Raw genomic sequence first — 16,852 nt, 5'->3', positions numbered from 1 at the left:
ACTCACAGGAGACCGCGCCATGTTCCGATTCAAAACGCTTGCCACCGCAATAGCAATGACTGCCTCGATCTTCACCCTCGGCAGCAGCTTCGCCGACACCGCCAAGCCTTCGGTGGTCATCGTCCACGGCGCCTTTGCCGACGGCTCGGACTGGGCCAAGGTCGTGCCGCTGCTGCAGGCCCAGGGCATCAAGGTCACGGTGGTGCAGAACCCGCTGACCTCACTGGCCGAGGACGTCGCCGCGACCCGGCGCGTGCTGAACAACCAGCAAGGGGACGTGGTCCTGGTCGGCCACTCCTGGGGCGGCACGGTGATCAGCCAGGCAGGTACCGACGCCCACGTCCGCGGGCTGGTCTATGTGGCGGCATTCGCACCCGATGCCGGCCAGGCCAGCAAGGACCTGGGCCAGGGCTACCCGACCCCACCCGGCATCAGCCAGATCGCGGCCGACAGCAACGGCTACCTGTACCTGACGCCCCAAGGCATGGCCACCGACTTCGCCCAGGACCTGCCCAAGGCCCAGACTGACATCATGACTGCCACCCAAGGCCCGATCCGCGCCTCGGCCTTCGAGGACCGCACCAGCGCTGCTGCCTGGAGCAGCAAACCGTCCTGGTACGTGGTTGCAGGTCAGGACCGCATGATCGACCCAGGCCTGCAACGCGCCTTCGCCAAGAAGCTGGGAGCACAGACCACCCAACTGCAGACCAGCCATGTGCCGCAGCAGTCGCAGCCGGCCGAAGTGGCCAAGGTGATCCTGCAAGCGGTGGACAAGGTTGCCAGCAGTCAGTGACCTGCGCGACATGCTTCGCCCTTGCAGGAACGCTTTCGCTGCTGCTATCGGTGAAGCAACTGCAAAGTCGAGGGTGTGTATCCGTTCCGGACACGCCCTCGACTCGCCTCAAGGCATCATCGCCTAGCTCAAGTACCCCTGGGTTTGGCGCGGGCAGTGGCTTGCGCGACCAACGGGTCATCTGGCCAGAAATGCTTGGGGTACCTGCCCTTCAGATCCTTCTTCACCTCGAGGTAGGTCGAGCGCCAGAAGTTCGCCAGGTCCTGGGTCACCTGGACCGGGCGCCGGGCTGGGGACAGCAGGTGCAGCTTGAGCACCTGCCTGCCGTTGGCAATGCGTGGCGTGTCGGCCTGCCCGAACAACTCCTGAAGTCGAACGGCAAGCACGGGTGGGCGCTCGCTGTAGTCGATACGAATACTGGATCCCGAGGGTACCGCCATCGTCTGGGGTGCCTGGGCATCCAGTTGCTGCGGCAGCGGCCAGGGCAGGAGATTGCGCAGGATCGAAGACAGATCGAGCAGGGCGAAATGGCTGAGCCGGGCGACCTTGCCGACATAGGGCCCCAACCATTCATCCAATGATTGCAGCAACGTCTCATCTCGCAGGTCGGGCCATTGGCCGACGACACCCGCTTCCTCATCCAGTACCCGCAACAGCTCCACACGTGCCTGCCACTGACGAAGGTCAGGCGTCCAGGGCAGAAGCTCCAGGCCTTTGCGTCGAACATAGTCGAGCAGCGCCTGCACGCGCGCCTCATCGCTCAGAGAGGCCAGGGGCGTGCGCGACAGCACGAGCTCGCCAACCTTGGTCTGTCGTTCGGCGCGCAGGGCGCCCTCTCGCTCATCCCAGTCGAGCTCATCCACCGTGCGGACCTGCTCCTTCAGCACGGTGTCGAACAGCGCCGCGTCGAGGTCGGCGGCCAGATAGATCCGCTCCTCCCGCTGGCCCTGTCGGCTGCCCAGGTCCGCGATGGCCAGCCAGGTGTGCTTCATCAAGGCGTCCGGCTCGGTGAACATCGCTGCCCGGCCATTGGCCAGGCGATATTCGGCCCCGCCATCACGTCGCTGTTGGGCGACACGGTCGGGATAAGCCAGCGCGAGCAGGCAGCCCACCCAACGTGGATGATGAGGATCGGCGACGGCTCGCGACACAGGGCCACGCAGGTAGGATCGATACTGCCGGGAAAGTTGCCTGGCGCGCTGCGCGCCTCCCTGCTCACCGCGCTGGGCACGTTGCTCACCGCTGAGAATGGCCAGCCGACTGTGCAGGTCAGCGCCCGCGCCACGCTGTATATCCCGCTCTCCCAGCAAGGCCGCGATAGTGCACGCGGTTTCGGCAAGCCCCAACTCGTGACCTCGCAGCAGAAGATGGGCGATTCGAGGATGGCTCGGCAGCTCGGCCATCGCCTGACCGTGCCGGGTCAGTTGCCCATCCGCCTGGAGCGCGCCAAGGCGGCGCAGCAAGTCGTTGGCCTGTGCGTATGCAGCCGCAGGGGGTGCATCGAGCCACGCCAGCTCATTCGGCTGGACACCCCACTTGGTCAACTGCAGCGCCAGCCCGGTCAGGTCCGCCTGCTGGATTTCGGCGGTGGCGAAGCCTGCCATCTGATCGTGCTGCGCTTCGGACCACAAGCGATAGCAAACGCCGGGCTCCAGCCGCCCGGCACGCCCTGCCCGCTGGGTAGCGCTGGCCCTGGAGATCCGCTGGGTATCCAGACGAGTCATGCCGCTGCGTGGATCGAAGCGCGGAACACGCTCAAGCCCGGCATCGATGACCACCCGCACGCCATCGATGGTGACGCTGGTCTCGGCAATGTTGGTGGCCAGCACCACTTTGCGCATCCCCGGTGGCGCAGGGTCGATCGCGGCCCGTTGCTGGTTCAGGTCGAGCTCTCCATGCAACGGGCAAAGCAACGTATTGCGCTTCAGGGATGGGGAGGCATCGAGGCTGTCCTGAAGCCCTGCCAGGACGCGACGGATTTCAGCCTGGCCCGGCAGGAACACCAGCAGGCTTCCCGACTGCTCGGCCAGCGCATCGAGACAGGTGCTGATCACTCGCGGCTCGATGTACTCGCCGGCTTGCTGCGGCTTGCCCCAGATCGTCGTGACCGGGAACATCCGCCCCTCGCTGGTGATGATCGGAGCGTCATCCAGAAGGCGCGACAGCCTTTCTCCTTCGAGGGTCGCCGACATGAGCAGCACTTTGAGCGCCGTGTCGTCCCGGAACAGTTCACGACCATTGAGCGTGAGCGCCAAGGCAAGGTCAGCATCGAGGTTTCTCAGGTGGAATTCATCGAAGATCACCAGCCCCACGCCCTCCAACGCCGGATCGGCCTGCAGGCGGCGGGTGAGAATGCCTTCGGTAACCACTTCGATGCGGGTATCCGGCCCGACCTTGCTATCCAGCCGGATGCGATAGCCGACCGTCTCACCGACCTTTTCCCCCAGCTCGCTGGCCATGCGCTCGGCGGCAGCGCGGGCCGCGAGACGACGCGGCTCGAGCATGACGATACGCTGTCCGGCCAGCCATGGCTCGCCGAGCAGCGCCAGTGGCACACGGGTCGTCTTGCCCGCGCCAGGCGGCGCCTCGAGCACGGCTTCGTGGCGTTCGGCCAGGGCCTGACGCAGGGCGGGCAAGACAGCATCGATCGGTAAAGAATTCATGGTGGTCCTCAAGCTGGCGAGCGAGTATAACGGCGAACCGAGACCGCTTCGTCATGGTCTGAGCATCAGGTGCGGACGTTTTTGCCCGACCTCCTGCAGTCACCTTTCCGGAGATTCACATGCGCATCCATTCCCGCGTCATCGGTGGCGCCCTCATCGCCGCCCTGCTGACCCAGCTGACGGCCTGCGGCACCATCCTCTATCCCGACCGTCGCGGCCAGATCGAAGGCAAGATCGATCCGGTAGTCGCCGTCATGGACGCGATCGGCATCCTCTTCTATGTCATCCCTGGCCTGATCGCCTTCGGTGTCGACTTCGCCACGGGCGCCATCTACTACCCAGGCGGCAAGACCGCCCAGGTCGACCCGGCCAAGCTCAAGCCTGCGGTCGATGCCGATGGCAAGATCGACAACCTCAAGCTGCAGGCTATTCTCGAAAGCGAACTGGGCCAGCGCCTGCCCCTGAACGATCCGCGGCTGATCCAGCACCGTGGCAGCGTTGAACAGCTGGCCGCCTTCGGCCTGGTCCCGGCCGCCTGAGCGACACCGGAATGACACGCCACGCATGACTGCCACCGCCGAACATCAACGCCTGCTGCGCCTGGCCACCCGTGCTTCGCTGACGGTAGCCAGCATTCTCGTCCTGGCCAAGGCGATTGCCTGGTGGCTGAGCGGCTCGGTGAGCCTGCTCGCGGGCCTGACCGATTCGGCGCTCGATGCTGTCGCCTCCTTCCTCAACCTGCTGGCGGTGCATTACGCCCTGCGCCCGGCCGACGACGATCACCGCTTCGGCCACGGCAAGGCCGAGGCCCTGGCCGGTATGGCCCAGGCGCTGTTCATTGCGGTCAGTGCGGTATTGATCGGATTCCAGGCGGTGGAGCGCCTGCAGACCCCACAGCCGCTGGGCGACACGGGCGCGGGCATTGCGGTGATGCTGCTGTCGCTGGCGTTGACCGTGGCGCTGCTGGCATTCCAGCGCAAGGTCATCCGCATCACCGGCTCCACAGCGGTACGTGCCGACTCGCTGCATTACCGCTCCGACCTGCTGCTCAACGGCAGCATCCTGCTCGCCCTGCTGCTGGCCGGCTTTGGCTGGCCACAACTGGATGCGCTGTTCGGCCTGGGAATCGCGCTGTACATCCTCTGGAGCGCCCTGCAGATTGCCCGTGAGAGTACCTCGATCCTCATGGACCAGGAGCTCCCCGCCGACATCGGCGAACGCATGCAGGAACTGGCCCTGGCCATTCCCGGCGTCAAGGGCGTGCACGACCTGCGTACCCGTGTGTCAGGCAGCCATTGGTTCGTCCAGCTGCACCTGGAACTGCCCGGCGCACTGCCGCTGCATGACGCCCATGCCCTGTGCGTGAAGGCATCGGAGGCGATCCGCGAGCGTTATCCGCGCGCAGATGTCATGGTGCACGCCGACCCTGTCTAGCGGCCAGAGCACATTTGCGCTGCCTCCCCTGAGCCTCGCCCCTCAGTTGACGCTGTACCCCCGACCGCTCAGGCACGCTGCCAGCGAGCGGCGATAGCCGTTGGCTACATTGGCCGGTGGCGCATAGGTGGCCGTGGCCGGATCGAACCCGGACTGGCTGACGGCCCAGCGATGGCATTGGTAACGATCCTGCTCCTGCTGCTCCGGGCCCTGTCCGTTCGCCGGATAGGCGACGACGTCATAACCATTGTCCGCCTGAGGCTGGGGTTGCGGTGCATACGCCGGGGCGGACGGATTGACCACCACGTACTCCTGGCTGTCAGGCTGATACTGGTAGTAGGTATCGGCTACCAGGAAGTAGAGCAATCCGCTCAACCACACTTCCTGGGCGTAGGGAGGCAGGTAGTTCACCCGCACGCCATAAGGCGGGCGCACCACGATGTAGCCGCCGCTATGCGGGCGATACCAGTAGCCGCCTGAATAGAAGTAGTCCTGACCGCGGTAAGGCACTTTCCAGTAACGGTCCGGGAAACGGTCCGTGGTGTAGCCAGGGCGGTATTGCGGCCCCGGCCCCCAGCCATTGCCATGGCCGTCGGGTCGGTCCTGCCAATCACCGCCCGGGCGCTGGCCAGAGCCGCCCGCCTCCCAGTGGCGGATATCGCCGTTGCGGCGCGGAATATCCTGATAGTAGCCCTGGCGCGGTGGCTGGGTCTGGCGCACTTCGTCACGGGAGTTGAGTGGCGAGCTACCTTGGGCTGGACCGTTGGGCTCCTGCTGGCCACCCCAGCCACGCCCGTCGCCCGGCCCTTGGGCCAGCGCCCCGAGGCTGATGCCCATGCCCAGCAAACCAACACCCGCCCACTGCCAGATGCGTGACCTCATGCTCGTCCTCTCGATAACCACAGCGCTTGATGGCAGCAGTCTAACCTGAGGCGGGGGCAGGCAGATGAAATCCCCCCAGGCACACGAGCAATAAAAAAGGGAGGCCATTGGCCTCCCTTCAGGAATTGTCGTCCGTGCTCGACGCTTGTGGCGTCGGCTCACCTCACAGTGTCTTCTGGACGCTGTGCAGCCCGGGGGCCAGGGCGATCCGGTTGGATGGCTGGCCGCGACCGCCCGCCTAGGGCGCGTCGCCGTGGACCTGAGTCCGGGCAGTGATTCTGTTGATAAAGATAGAGGAATGGGTGCGGCAGAGGATTGCGAAGATTGCTCTGATAAATAGCACTTGCGCAATTTTTCACTCAGGATTGATAATTCGCCGCAATCCGAACAGAAAAGGCATTCTTGATGAGCAAGCTCGACCGCTACGACCTGAGCATTCTTGCCGAATTGCAGCGCGATGCACGCATTTCCAACCAGGAACTGGCCGAGCGTATCGGCCTGTCCCCCTCGCCCTGCTCCCGGCGGGTCAAGCAGCTCGAAGACGACGGCTATATCTCGCGCCAGGTGGCCCTGCTGGACCGCAAGAAGCTCGGCCTGAGCCTCACCGCCTACGTGCTGATCGGCATGGACCGCCACACCCCCGAGCGTTTCGAAACCTTCGAAGCCGCCATTCGCAACCTGCCCCAGGTGCTTGAGTGCAGCCTGGTGACCGGGATGGACGCCGACTACCAGCTCAAGGTGGTGGTACCGGACATGGACCACTATCAGAAATTATTGCTCGGCAGCCTGACGCGTATCGAAGGCGTCACCAGCGTGCGTTCGAGCTTCGTGCTCAACCAGGTACTGGCCAGTACCGAGATGCCATTGACCCACCTCCGTTAAAACCTGCGATACCCGGCGTATGATCGGGTCTTCAGACTGCCTGGAGCTTTAAAGATGGATCCCGCCGTTTTCGAAGAATGGATGATGATCATCCTGGTCACCGTGCTGATCGGGTTCATGGGCTTCATCGTCTGGGACCTGGCGAAAAAGTCCAAGGCCGGGCGCTTCGGCACGCTGATCCTGTTCTTCGTGCTGGGGTTGGGGGTGCTGGCCTTCATCATCAAGAGCGTGGTGGTGGGGTTTCTCGAAGGGGTGTAGCGCAAATCCGAGCAGGCCCCGGCGCAGGCTTACAGCCGTGCCGGCACCTCGCGCCAGCAGCCCTGCTCCAGCCCATCGAGGCTCCAGTCACCGATCCGGACCCGCACCAGACGCAAGGTCGGTAGCCCCACCGCCGCCGTCATCCGTCGCACCTGGCGGTTGCGCCCTTCGCGGATCACCAATTCCAGCCAATGGGTGGGAATGCTCTTGCGAAAGCGTACCGGCGGGTTGCGCGGCCACAGCGCTGGCTCATCCAGAAGACGTGCCTCGGCTGGCAGAGTCTTGCCGTCGTTGAGTACGACTCCATCGCGCAAACGCTGCAACTGCTCTTCGCTCGGCTCACCTTCGACCTGCACCCAATAGGTCTTGGGCAGCTTGTGCTTCGGGTCGGCAATGCGCGCCTGCAAACCGCCGTCATTGGTCAGCAGCAGCAGCCCCTCGCTGTCACGGTCCAGACGCCCGGCGGGGTAGATACCCGGGATATCGATGAAGTCCTTGAGCGTGGCGCGCCCCTGGTCGTCGCTGAACTGGGTCAGCACATCGAAGGGCTTGTTGAACAGGATCAGGCGAGGCTCGGCCGGCGGCGCCTTGGGCGGGCGACGCGGGCCGGAAGGACGCGCCGCCGGGCGGCGCGGTTTGGAGCGGGGTGGCAGGGGCATGGATCCTCAGCGGAACGGCGGCTCATCGAAGCTGCGCAGTTTACGCGAGTGCAGCGAGTTGAGCTCGGTGCGCAGCAGGTCGAGGGCAGCGATGCCGATCTTCAGATGCTGGCTGACCGCACGGTTGTAGAAGGCGTTCGCCGAGCCCGGCAGCTTGATCTCGCTGTGCAGTGGCTTGTCGGAAACGCACAGCAAGGTGCCGTAGGGCACACGCAGGCGATAACCCTGTGCGGCGATGGTGCCGCTCTCCATGTCCACCGCCACGGCGCGCGACAGGTTGATCAGCGGGCGCTCCTGGGCCCAGCGCAGCTCCCAGTTGCGGTCGTCATAGGTAAGCACGGTGCCGGTACGCAGACGCTTTTTCAGTTGCTCGCCGCGCTCGCCGGTCACCTGCGCCGCCGCTTCCTGCAGCGCCAGCTGCACCTCGGCCAGGGCCGGGATCGGAATGTTCGGCGGCACCACGCGATCGAGGATGCCGTCGCGACGCATGTAGGCGTGGGCCAGCACGTAGTCGCCGATGGTCTGCGACTGACGCAGGCCGCCACAGTGGCCGATCATCAGCCAGCAGTGCGGACGCAGAACGGCCAGGTGGTCGGTGATGTTCTTGGCGTTGGACGGGCCGACACCGATGTTGACCAGGGTGATGCCATCACCGTCGGCGGCGATCAGGTGGTAGGCCGGCATCTGGTAGCGATGCCAGACCACGCCCGCCACCAGAGCCTGGGCCTCGCCGTTGTCCATGCCCTTCTCGATCACGACATTGCCCGGCAGCACCATGCGCACGAAACGCGGATCCTGGCGCAACTGCTCGAGGCCATGGGCAATGAACTGGTCGACATAACGGTGGTAGTTGGTCAGCAGGATCCACGGCTGCATGTGGCGCCAGTCACTGCCAGTGTAGTGCACCAGGCGACGCAGCGAAAAGTCCACGCGGGCGGCGTCGAACAGCGCCAGTGGCAGCGTCTCGGCGCTTTCCCAGTCGTACAGGCCATCGGCGATGTTGTCAGTGGCGGCAGACAGGTCGGTGCTGGGGAACACCCGCGCCAGCTGCGCGGCAGTGATGCCGCTGCCGGCCAGTTCGTCGCCCTGGTCGACCACATAGGGATACGGGATGTTCTGCTCGCTGACACCCACTTCCACCGTCACGGTGTAGTCGCTCATCAACGGGCGTAGCTGCTCCAGCAGATAACCGCGGAAGGCGGCCGGCTGGGTGACGGTGACGCTGTAGGTCCCGGCGACCTGCACCTTGGCATAGGCGCGCGTGGTGGCGGCAACTTCGCCCTGGCTGTAGTAGGTGAGGCGCAGGGCCGGATAGCGGAACTGGGCGCGCTGGTCTTCGTCCGGCTCGGTGCGGTCCTTGAGGTAACGCTTGAGGGCCTGGCTGAGGGCCCCGGTGGCCTGTTCATGCAGGGCCGCCAGACGATCGACGGCCTGTTCGGGGGTATCAACGACTACAAAGGCTTGGCTCACGCTGGGCTTCCTGTCTTGGAGTGCATGCAGGGTTTCCATCTTGCCTGCCTTCGGCGCTAAAAACACCCCCGGTGGTAAATGGCGACCCCTTCGCGGGTAAACCCGCGCCCACACGTTCACCGCTAGTTTCAAATACAGCGCAGCACCGGTGGGAGCGGGTTTACCCGCGAAGGGGCCAACGCGATCAAAGCGGAGTGGCCCGCTCCATCAGGGCCTGGGCATCGACGCCACGCGGCAACGCGCCATACACCCGGCCGCCCGTGCCCAGCCGACTGCCGATAAATGCATCGCTCACCGTGGCATTGCCCGCCTCGAGCAGCAGCTTGGCCTGAATCGCCACGGCGATGTCCTCGGTCAACTGGCGTGCCCGGTACTGGATGTCGCTGGTGTCGGCGAATGCCCCCTTCAGGTTGCCGATGTGCGCGGCCAGCCGCGGATCGCCATGGCCATCCCCCAGCTCGACGAACAGGGCCTCGAGCACGCCCGGCTCCTTGGACAGCGCACGCAGCACATCCAGGCACTGCACATTGCCCGAGCCCTCCCAGGTGGAGTTGACTGGCGCCTCGCGGTACAGCCGTGGCAGGATGCTGTCCTCGACATAACCGGCGCCGCCCAGGCATTCGGCCGCTTCGTTGATCATCGCCGGGGCACGCTTGCAGATCCAGTACTTGCCCACCGCCGTGACCAGACGGGCGAAATGCGCCTGCTGCGGATCGTCGAGCTGATCCAGCGCCTGGCCCATGCGCAGGCTCAGGGCCAACGCTGCTTCGCTTTCCAGCGCCAGATCAGCGAGCACGTTCTGCATCAGAGGCTGCTCGCTGAGCAGCTTGCCGCCGACCTTGCGGTGCGCGCAGTGATGGGTGGCCTGGGTCAGGGCCTGGCGCATCAAGGCACTGGAGCCAACCATGCAGTCGAAGCGGGTCATGGCCACCATCTCGATGATGGTCGGCACGCCGCGCCCCTCCTCACCGATCATCCAGGCCAGGGCCCCCCGAAACTCGACCTCGCTGGAGGCGTTCGATACGTTGCCCAGCTTGTTCTTCAAGCGCTGGATGTAGAACTGGTTGCGCTGATCGTCCGGTCGATGGCGCGGCAGCAGGAAGCAACTCAGGCCTTTTTCGGTCTGCGCCAAGGTCAGGAAGGCATCGCACATCGGCGCCGAACAGAACCATTTATGCCCCACCAGCTCGTAGGCCTGCCCCGGTCCGGGCGTGCCGACCGGATAGGCGCGGGTGGTGTTGGCACGCACGTCGGTGCCGCCCTGCTTCTCGGTCATGGCCATGCCAATGGTCACCCCGGCCTTGTGCTGGTCACCGATGTTGCGCGGATCGTACTCACGCGCCAGTACCTTGGGTAGCCAGTATTCGGCCAGCTCCGGCTGCAGGCGCAGCGCCGGCACGGCGGCAAAGGTCATGGTCAAGGGGCAGCCGGTGCCGGCTTCGGCCTGGCTGTGCAGGTAGGTCATCGAGGCCCGGGCCACATGGGCGCCAGCGCGCGGCTCCGCCCACGGCAACGAGGGCAGGCCATGCTCGACCGCAGTGCGCATCAGCTCGTGGTAGGCCGGATGGAAGGTCACCAGGTCGATGCGGTGCCCATAACGGTCGTGGCTGCTGAATTCGGGTTTGTGGGCATTGGCCAGGAACCCTGCAGCCATCAGCGGCCCGCCCGCCAAGGCACCATAGGCATCGATCCGCGCCTCGGCCCATCCCGCCCCGAAACGCCTCGACCATTCCTGCAGCGGGACATCGAGGCGGTACAGATTGGCGCCGTCGAGCGGCGGCGGCTGGTTGGTGACTTCGTGGGTTTCGGCGTACTGGTGCAGGTTCATGGGCGGCTCCTGGATCCGAACTGGCCTGGAAAGTCCAGTGAAGCACTCATTCTCCATGAGTCAAAGTGGCAAAAGCGCCGATTCTGGCGACCCGACCTACTAAGCCCCAGGCCCGGAAGCCATTCGCCCGGCAGGGGCCTGCACCTGGGCCACAGCCACCGTCATCGCCAGCTCGAAGCGGCTGCCCAGGCCACGCGTCGACTCATGGGAAAGACGCGCGCCGATGAGCTCGCCCAACTGGCGACAGATCGACAAGCCGATCCCCAGGCCGCCATAGCGCCGGGTCATGGAACCATCGACCTGGAAAAAGCGCTGGTACAGGATGGCCTGGTCCAGATCGTCGAAACCGATGCCGCTGTCGCTGACCGTCACACTCAGCGCCAGGCTGTCGGGGCCGATCCGGCGACCGCGGGCCTGGATCATCACACCGCCCTGATGGGTGAATTTCAACCCGTTGTCCACCAGGCAGGCGAGGCAGCGGGCAAGCTTTTGCGCATCGCACACCAGGCTGTCGGGCAGGTCCGCAGGCACGTCCAGGCTCAGGTACAACCCCTTGCCCAGTGCCTGCCCGGCATACCCTGCCCGCAGCTCCTGCAACAGTCGCCGAAGGCTGAACGGTGCGCCGTGAGCGCGCAGACGGCCCGCCTGGAGTTCGGTGAGGATCAGGATGTCGTCGACCATCGCCATCATGTCCTGTGCCGAACCCACGGCCGTGCGGTGATATTGCGCCTGCTCGGCGCCCATGGGCAGGGTCTGCATCAGTTCGAGCGAACCGATCACGCCGTTCATCGGTGTGCGCAGCTCATGGGTGACGGTGGCGAGGAATTCATCTTTGAGTCGATTGCTGCGCGCCAGTTGCTGATTGAGCTGCTCGAGTTTTCGGCCGCTGTCACGCAGCGCCCGCGACTGTTCCTCGCGCAGGCGGTTGATGCGATCGGCCAGGGCCAGCGACAGCAGCGCTACTTCCAGTGCCGCGCCGATCTGGCTGGCGTACATGGTCAGGAACACGTTGGGCAGGTAACCCAGCACCATCAACGTATTGACCAGCCCGCCGAGCAGAAACGCCGTCCAGGCGATGACGAACCAGCGCGCAACGCGCACGCCACGCCGCCAGGCCATCACACCGACAGCAAACACACTCACCGTGAAGGTCAGCGCCAACGCCGTGGCCATGCGCAGCGCCACGCCATAGGACAGGCTGACGGCCAGCAGCATCACCAGCACACCCCAGGCCATCAACAGCAACAACAGCCGGTCGAACCCCGGGCTGAGGCGACGCACCTGCAGGAATTGACGGGTGAACTGGCAGCCGAACAGACCGGCCGCACCGATGAACAATGGCGTGGCGGCGTTGGTCCACCAGGGGCTGTCAGGCCAGAAGTAAGCGACCCCGGCACCGTTCACCGAGATCTGATACAGGCCGAACGCACCTATATAAAGGATGTAGTAGAGATAGCTGACATCGCGCACGCTCAGATAGATGAACAGGTTGTAGACCAGCATCACCAGCAGTACGCCGTAGATCATGCCCAGTACGTAGAAGCGCCCCGGCTGCGATTCGATGTAGGCCTCGGCCGACCAGAGGGTCAGCGGCGCCTGCACCGATCCCTGGCTGTGCAGTCGCAGGTAGACCGTGGTGGTCTGCTCACGGGGCAAAGGCAGCTCGAACAGGTAGTTGTTCTGCCGGATCTGCCGACTAGCGTAGGGCAAGGCATCGCCGGTGCGTTGCGCCAGGCGCCATTTGCCCTCCCCGTCAGGCAGGTAGAGCTCCAGGTGATCCAACGGTGGGTAGGCCAGTTCCAGTAACCATTGGCGGGGCGCGGCTGCTGGCAGACCGACAGGACGCAGGTCGAGTTTCAGCCAGAACACCGACGTCGAGTAGCCGGCATTGAGTACGTCCTGGGTGTGCGTGCGAAAGCGCGAGGCGAACGCTGGCGCGCTGACCTGGTCGATGCTGGCGCTGCCATCTACGTCTTCGTAGACCTGCATCAGCTTGCCCAAGGGGAGTTGCCGGGTAGCATCGTCGAAATCGACCGCTCCGGCGAGCAGGGGCAGGCAGCCCAAGAGCACAATCAGCAAATAGCGCATACAGCCCCAGCATGGTCTGCGCGGTTGCGTCGTGATTGCCTCCCATCCCTTTGAGACGACGAAACCCGGCAGCGCCGTTAATAGAGTTATCCGAGCACTCTAGCATAGCCTTGGGAGCCGTCCAGCAGCCACTGTCAATTTGCCAGAAAGCGCTCTAGAACGGTAATTTCAGGCATTACCACAGACACAAGCTGACCAAACGGTCAACTAAATTGCCGCACTCGCCGATTCGCGCAAAGGGGTTTGATGGTAAGCTCGCCGACCATGAATACCTACAGCTCCCGCCCCGTTGTCCTCTGTCTCTCCGGCCACGACCCCAGTGGCGGCGCCGGCCTGCAGGCAGATATCGAAGCCCTGATCGCCCAAGGCTGTCACGCCGCCCCTGCCGTGACCGCACTGACCGTCCAGGATACCGTCAACGTTTCCGACTTCCGCGTGCTCGACCGCGAGTGGGTGCTGGCCCAGGCCAACGCCGTGCTGACCGACTCCAGCGTGGCAGCGGTCAAGCTGGGCATGCTCGGCTCGACCGAGATGGTCGATACCGTCGCCGAACTCCTCGCCGCGCATCCGCACCTGCCGCTAGTCTGCGATCCGGTGCTGCGTGCCGGTGGTGGCGGCCGCCTAGGCAAGGACGAGGTCGGCTACGCCCTGCGCGAGCGTCTGCTGCCGCGGGCCACCATCGCCACGCCAAACCTGCCCGAGGCACGCATCCTTGCCGAACTGCCGAACGGCAGCGCAGACGAATGCGCAGAGAAACTTCTGCCGTTCTGCGAGCATCTTCTGATTACCGGCGGCCATGGCGACGAGGTGGAAATCCACAACCGTCTGTACAGCCGCAGCGGCCAGCAACACACCTGGACCTGCCAGCGCCTGCCCGGCAGCTACCATGGTTCAGGCTGCACGCTGGCCAGCGCCCTGGCCGGTCGCCTGGCGTTGGGCGAGCAGCTCGAAAGCGCGGTCCGCAGCGCCCTGGACTACACCTGGCGCACGCTGCGCGACGCCGAGCAACTGGGCAAGGGCCAGTACGTGCCCCGCCGCCTGCCCCTGGACTTCTGCTCCTGATACGAGGCCATCACATGAAGCTACGCGGCCTGTACGCGATCACCGACAGCCAGCTGCTCGCCGGCCGTTTCCTTTCGCAAGTCGAGGCAGCGCTCGAAGGCGGTGTCTGCCTGCTGCAGTACCGCGACAAGGGTGACGATGCGGCGCGACGCCTGCGCGAGGCCGAAGCGCTGATGCAACTCTGCGAACGCTACGGCACCCAACTGATCATCAACGATGACGCCGAGCTGGCCGCGCGCCTGGGCGTCGGCGTGCATCTGGGGCAGACCGACGGCCCGCTCACACCCGCCCGTGCCTTGCTCGGGCGCAACGCCATCATTGGCTCGACCTGCCATGCCAGCCTCGACCTGGCCGCACAGGCGGCCAGCGAAGGGGCAAGCTACGTGGCCTTCGGCCGCTTCTTCAATTCCCTGACCAAGCCCGGCGCCCCGGCCGCCCGCCTCGACCTGATCGAGCAGGCCCGCGCCCAGGTCAAGCTGCCGATCGCAGTGATCGGTGGCATCACCCTCGACAACGCCGCCCCGCTGGTCGCCCATGGCGCCGACCTGCTGGCGGTGATCCACGGCCTGTTCGGTGCCGACAGCGCGCAGGAAGTCACCCGCCGCGCCCGCGCCTTCAACGCCCTGTTCGCTTCCTGATTTCGAGAGAAGATCCCATGTCCCGTTCCGAAACCCTGTTCGCCCAAGCCCAGAAGCACATTCCCGGCGGCGTCAACTCGCCGGTGCGCGCCTTCAAGAGCGTTGGCGGCACCCCGCTGTTCTTCAAACATGCCGAAGGCGCCTATGTGGTCGATGAAGACGACAAGCGCTACGTCGACTACGTCGGTTCCTGGGGGCCGATGATTCTCGGCCACGGTCACCCGGACGTACTGGACGCGGTACGCCGTCAGCTGGAGCACGGCCTGTCGTACGGTGCGCCGACCGCCATGGAAACCGAGATGGCCGACCTGGTCTGCTCGATCGTGCCGTCCATGGAGATGGTGCGCATGGTCAGCTCAGGCACCGAAGCCACCATGAGCGCCATTCGCCTGGCCCGTGGCTACACCGGTCGCGATGCGATCATCAAGTTCGAAGGCTGCTACCACGGCCACTCCGACAGCCTGCTGGTCAAAGCCGGTTCCGGCCTGCTCACCCAAGGCGTGCCGAGCTCGGCGGGCGTGCCGGCCGACTTCGCCAAGCACACACTGACCCTGCCGTTCAACGACATCGCAGCCGTCGAGAAGACCCTCGCCGACGTTGGCCAGACAGTGGCCTGCATCATCGTCGAGCCGGTAGCCGGCAACATGAACTGTGTACCGCCGGCGCCAGGCTTCCTCGAAGGCCTGCGCGCGCTGTGCGACAAGCACGGTGTGGTGCTGATCTTCGATGAAGTGATGACCGGTTTCCGCGTATCGCTGGGTGGCGCCCAGGGCCACTACGGCATTACCCCAGACCTGTCGACCTTCGGCAAGATCGTTGGTGGCGGCATGCCGGTAGGCTGTTTCGGCGGCAAGCGCGAGATCATGGGTTGCATCGCCCCGCTCGGCCCGGTCTACCAGGCAGGCACCCTGTCTGGCAACCCGCTGGCCATGGCCGCCGGCCTGACCACCCTCAAGCTGATCAGCCGCCCGGGCTTCCACGACGAGCTGAGCGCCTTCACCAGCCGTATGCTCGACGGCCTGCAACAACGCGCCGATGCTGCCGGCGTGCCGTTCGTCACCACCCAGGCAGGTGCGATGTTCGGCCTGTACTTCACCGGTGCCGACGACATCGTCACCTTCGACGATGTGATGGCCAGCGACGCAGAGCGCTTCAAGCGCTTCTTCCACCTGATGCTCGAAGGCGGTGTGTACCTGGCACCGAGTGCGTTCGAAGCGGGCTTCACCTCCATCGCCCATGGCGAGAAAGAGCTGCAGATCACCCTGGATGCGGCCGAGCGGGCATTTGCCAAGCTGAAGTGACCCACCTGACGGCCTCATCGCGGGGCAAGCCCACCCCACAGCTATCGTCTGTGGGGCAGGGTTGTACCCCGAGGAGGCTGCTTCAGAGCAAAACGTGAGCCCCATCACAAGTCGCACAAATACACCTCGATGCAGAATTTCGAGTAAAACTTTGTAAGGTTGGCGCTGCTTATCCCATAATGTGCCACCAGAGACATTGGCCGCAGCTTTGCAGAGGTAAGTCGATCCCCATGAACCGCACCGGCCGCGCCCTCACCCTGGGCTGCCTGTTGCTTCTTCAGCCCCTGCTGGCCCTGGCAGAGGGCGGTAACTCGTTGCTGATTCCAGCGACGGGCCGCTGCACTCTCAATGCCCAGCCGCAAGACCTGGAGAATGCGCTGAAAGCCTGCGCGCAAAGTGCGGAATCCGGCGATGCCCAGGCGCAGTACGAACTGGGCGAGTTCTACTACACCGGCAACCAGGCCCCCAAGGACCTGAACAAGGCACTGAACTGGTTCGAGAAAGCCTCGCTGCAGGGTCATGCCCAGGCCCAATATCGTCTGGGCGGCATGTTCTTCCATGGCGAGGGGGTCAAGGCCAACAACGTCCAGGCCTATATCCTGCTGAAGATCGCTGCGGTCAACGGCGCCGAAGACGCGCTGGACATGGCCGACGAAGTCACCGAGCAGATGCCCCGCGACGAACTCGAGCATGCCACGCAAGTGCTCGGGCAGATCTTCCGCAAGTACCTTCTGGAGCTGCAAAGCGCCGAAGGGCGCACGCCGTTCTCGCCGCTGCCCTGATCCGATCATCCAATCGTCAAATGGTGCTGGCAGACTGTCAGCCTTGCCCTTGATCGTTTCAGATCTTTCGCCACTGTCGCTCAAGGGTTATTCTTGAGTTCATATCCTTCGT

General features: G+C 64.8%; 15 protein-coding genes. 9 read left to right on the top strand and 6 right to left on the bottom strand.

Going from position 1 to position 16,852, the window contains the following annotated elements; genetic code table 11:
- Positions 1-19: 19 nt before the first annotated feature.
- Positions 20-793 carry an alpha/beta fold hydrolase gene (locus ACNFHO_RS25530; protein ID WP_416767767.1) on the top strand — a complete coding sequence of 258 codons (774 nt, stop codon included), beginning with the start codon at positions 20-22 and terminating at the stop codon, positions 791-793.
- 128 nt (positions 794-921) lie between these two features.
- Here the strand turns inward: ACNFHO_RS25530 and hrpB are convergent, their stop codons facing one another.
- Complete coding sequence (gene hrpB, locus ACNFHO_RS25525; protein ID WP_416767765.1) at positions 922-3,456, bottom strand: ATP-dependent helicase HrpB; 2,535 nt, start codon at positions 3,454-3,456, stop codon at positions 922-924.
- A 119-nt stretch (positions 3,457-3,575) separates the two neighbouring features.
- Between hrpB and ACNFHO_RS25520 the strand changes: the two genes are divergently transcribed.
- Both ACNFHO_RS25520 and ACNFHO_RS25515 read left to right on the top strand, forming a co-directional pair.
- Positions 3,576-3,995 carry a hypothetical protein gene (locus ACNFHO_RS25520; protein WP_054892836.1) on the top strand — a complete coding sequence of 140 codons (420 nt, stop codon included), beginning with the start codon at positions 3,576-3,578 and terminating at the stop codon, positions 3,993-3,995.
- A 25-nt stretch (positions 3,996-4,020) separates the two neighbouring features.
- Entirely contained in the window at positions 4,021-4,890 is an 870-nt protein-coding gene (locus tag ACNFHO_RS25515; protein ID WP_112897251.1) for a cation diffusion facilitator family transporter, read from the top strand.
- A 42-nt stretch (positions 4,891-4,932) separates the two neighbouring features.
- Here ACNFHO_RS25515 and ACNFHO_RS25510 read toward each other — a convergent pair whose 3' ends face one another.
- Complete coding sequence (locus ACNFHO_RS25510; RefSeq protein WP_416767763.1) at positions 4,933-5,772, bottom strand: DUF6515 family protein; 840 nt, start codon at positions 5,770-5,772, stop codon at positions 4,933-4,935.
- Positions 5,773-6,177: 405 nt separating this feature from the next.
- Here ACNFHO_RS25510 and ACNFHO_RS25505 point away from each other — a divergent pair, with 405 nt between their 5' ends.
- A complete protein-coding gene (locus tag ACNFHO_RS25505) occupies positions 6,178-6,654 on the top strand; it encodes an Lrp/AsnC family transcriptional regulator (RefSeq protein ID WP_016712159.1) in 477 nt (158 codons plus the stop codon).
- A 54-nt stretch (positions 6,655-6,708) separates the two neighbouring features.
- Positions 6,709-6,912, top strand: coding sequence for a DUF2788 domain-containing protein (locus ACNFHO_RS25500; protein WP_013974331.1), 204 nt, complete (start codon positions 6,709-6,711; stop codon positions 6,910-6,912).
- Positions 6,913-6,941: 29 nt separating this feature from the next.
- On the opposite strand, the gene ACNFHO_RS25495 is transcribed toward ACNFHO_RS25500, so the two are convergent.
- The 4 genes from ACNFHO_RS25495 to ACNFHO_RS25480 all read right to left on the bottom strand — a co-directional run bounded on the left by ACNFHO_RS25495 (position 6,942) and on the right by ACNFHO_RS25480 (position 12,957).
- The gene (locus ACNFHO_RS25495) at positions 6,942-7,571 is read right to left on the bottom strand and encodes a pseudouridine synthase (protein WP_112897249.1); all 630 of its coding nucleotides are present in this window, start codon (positions 7,569-7,571) and stop codon (positions 6,942-6,944) included.
- Between the two features lie 6 nt (positions 7,572-7,577).
- A complete protein-coding gene (gene amn, locus ACNFHO_RS25490) occupies positions 7,578-9,080 on the bottom strand; it encodes an AMP nucleosidase (RefSeq protein ID WP_178117571.1) in 1,503 nt (500 codons plus the stop codon).
- 145 nt (positions 9,081-9,225) lie between these two features.
- Entirely contained in the window at positions 9,226-10,869 is a 1,644-nt protein-coding gene (locus tag ACNFHO_RS25485) for an acyl-CoA dehydrogenase family protein (RefSeq protein WP_416767760.1), read from the bottom strand.
- A 99-nt stretch (positions 10,870-10,968) separates the two neighbouring features.
- Positions 10,969-12,957 (bottom strand): 7TM diverse intracellular signaling domain-containing protein, encoded by a 1,989-nt coding sequence (locus ACNFHO_RS25480; RefSeq protein ID WP_416767758.1) that lies wholly within the window; start codon positions 12,955-12,957, stop codon positions 10,969-10,971.
- A gap of 264 nt (positions 12,958-13,221) precedes the next feature.
- On the opposite strand from ACNFHO_RS25480, the gene ACNFHO_RS25475 reads away from it, so the two are divergent.
- The 4 genes from ACNFHO_RS25475 to ACNFHO_RS25460 all read left to right on the top strand — a co-directional run bounded on the left by ACNFHO_RS25475 (position 13,222) and on the right by ACNFHO_RS25460 (position 16,740).
- Positions 13,222-14,019, top strand: a complete 798-nt coding sequence (locus ACNFHO_RS25475; RefSeq protein ID WP_063546626.1) for a hydroxymethylpyrimidine/phosphomethylpyrimidine kinase — start codon at positions 13,222-13,224, stop codon at positions 14,017-14,019.
- A 14-nt stretch (positions 14,020-14,033) separates the two neighbouring features.
- Positions 14,034-14,657: a thiamine phosphate synthase gene (thiE, locus tag ACNFHO_RS25470; RefSeq protein ID WP_416767755.1), complete on the top strand. Its 624-nt coding sequence runs from the start codon at positions 14,034-14,036 to the stop codon at positions 14,655-14,657.
- Between the two features lie 17 nt (positions 14,658-14,674).
- Positions 14,675-15,958: a glutamate-1-semialdehyde 2,1-aminomutase gene (hemL, locus tag ACNFHO_RS25465; protein WP_054892828.1), complete on the top strand. Its 1,284-nt coding sequence runs from the start codon at positions 14,675-14,677 to the stop codon at positions 15,956-15,958.
- Between the two features lie 230 nt (positions 15,959-16,188).
- On the top strand, positions 16,189-16,740 hold the full coding sequence (locus ACNFHO_RS25460; protein WP_054892827.1) for a tetratricopeptide repeat protein: 552 nt from the start codon (positions 16,189-16,191) through the stop codon (positions 16,738-16,740).
- The last annotated feature ends 112 nt before the right edge of the window (positions 16,741-16,852 follow it).

This window comes from Pseudomonas sp. NY15374, from assembly GCF_048068255.1.
GTDB classification, from domain to species: Bacteria; Pseudomonadota; Gammaproteobacteria; order Pseudomonadales; family Pseudomonadaceae; genus Aquipseudomonas; species Aquipseudomonas machongensis.
This window is presented reverse-complemented; position numbering and strand designations above follow the sequence as displayed.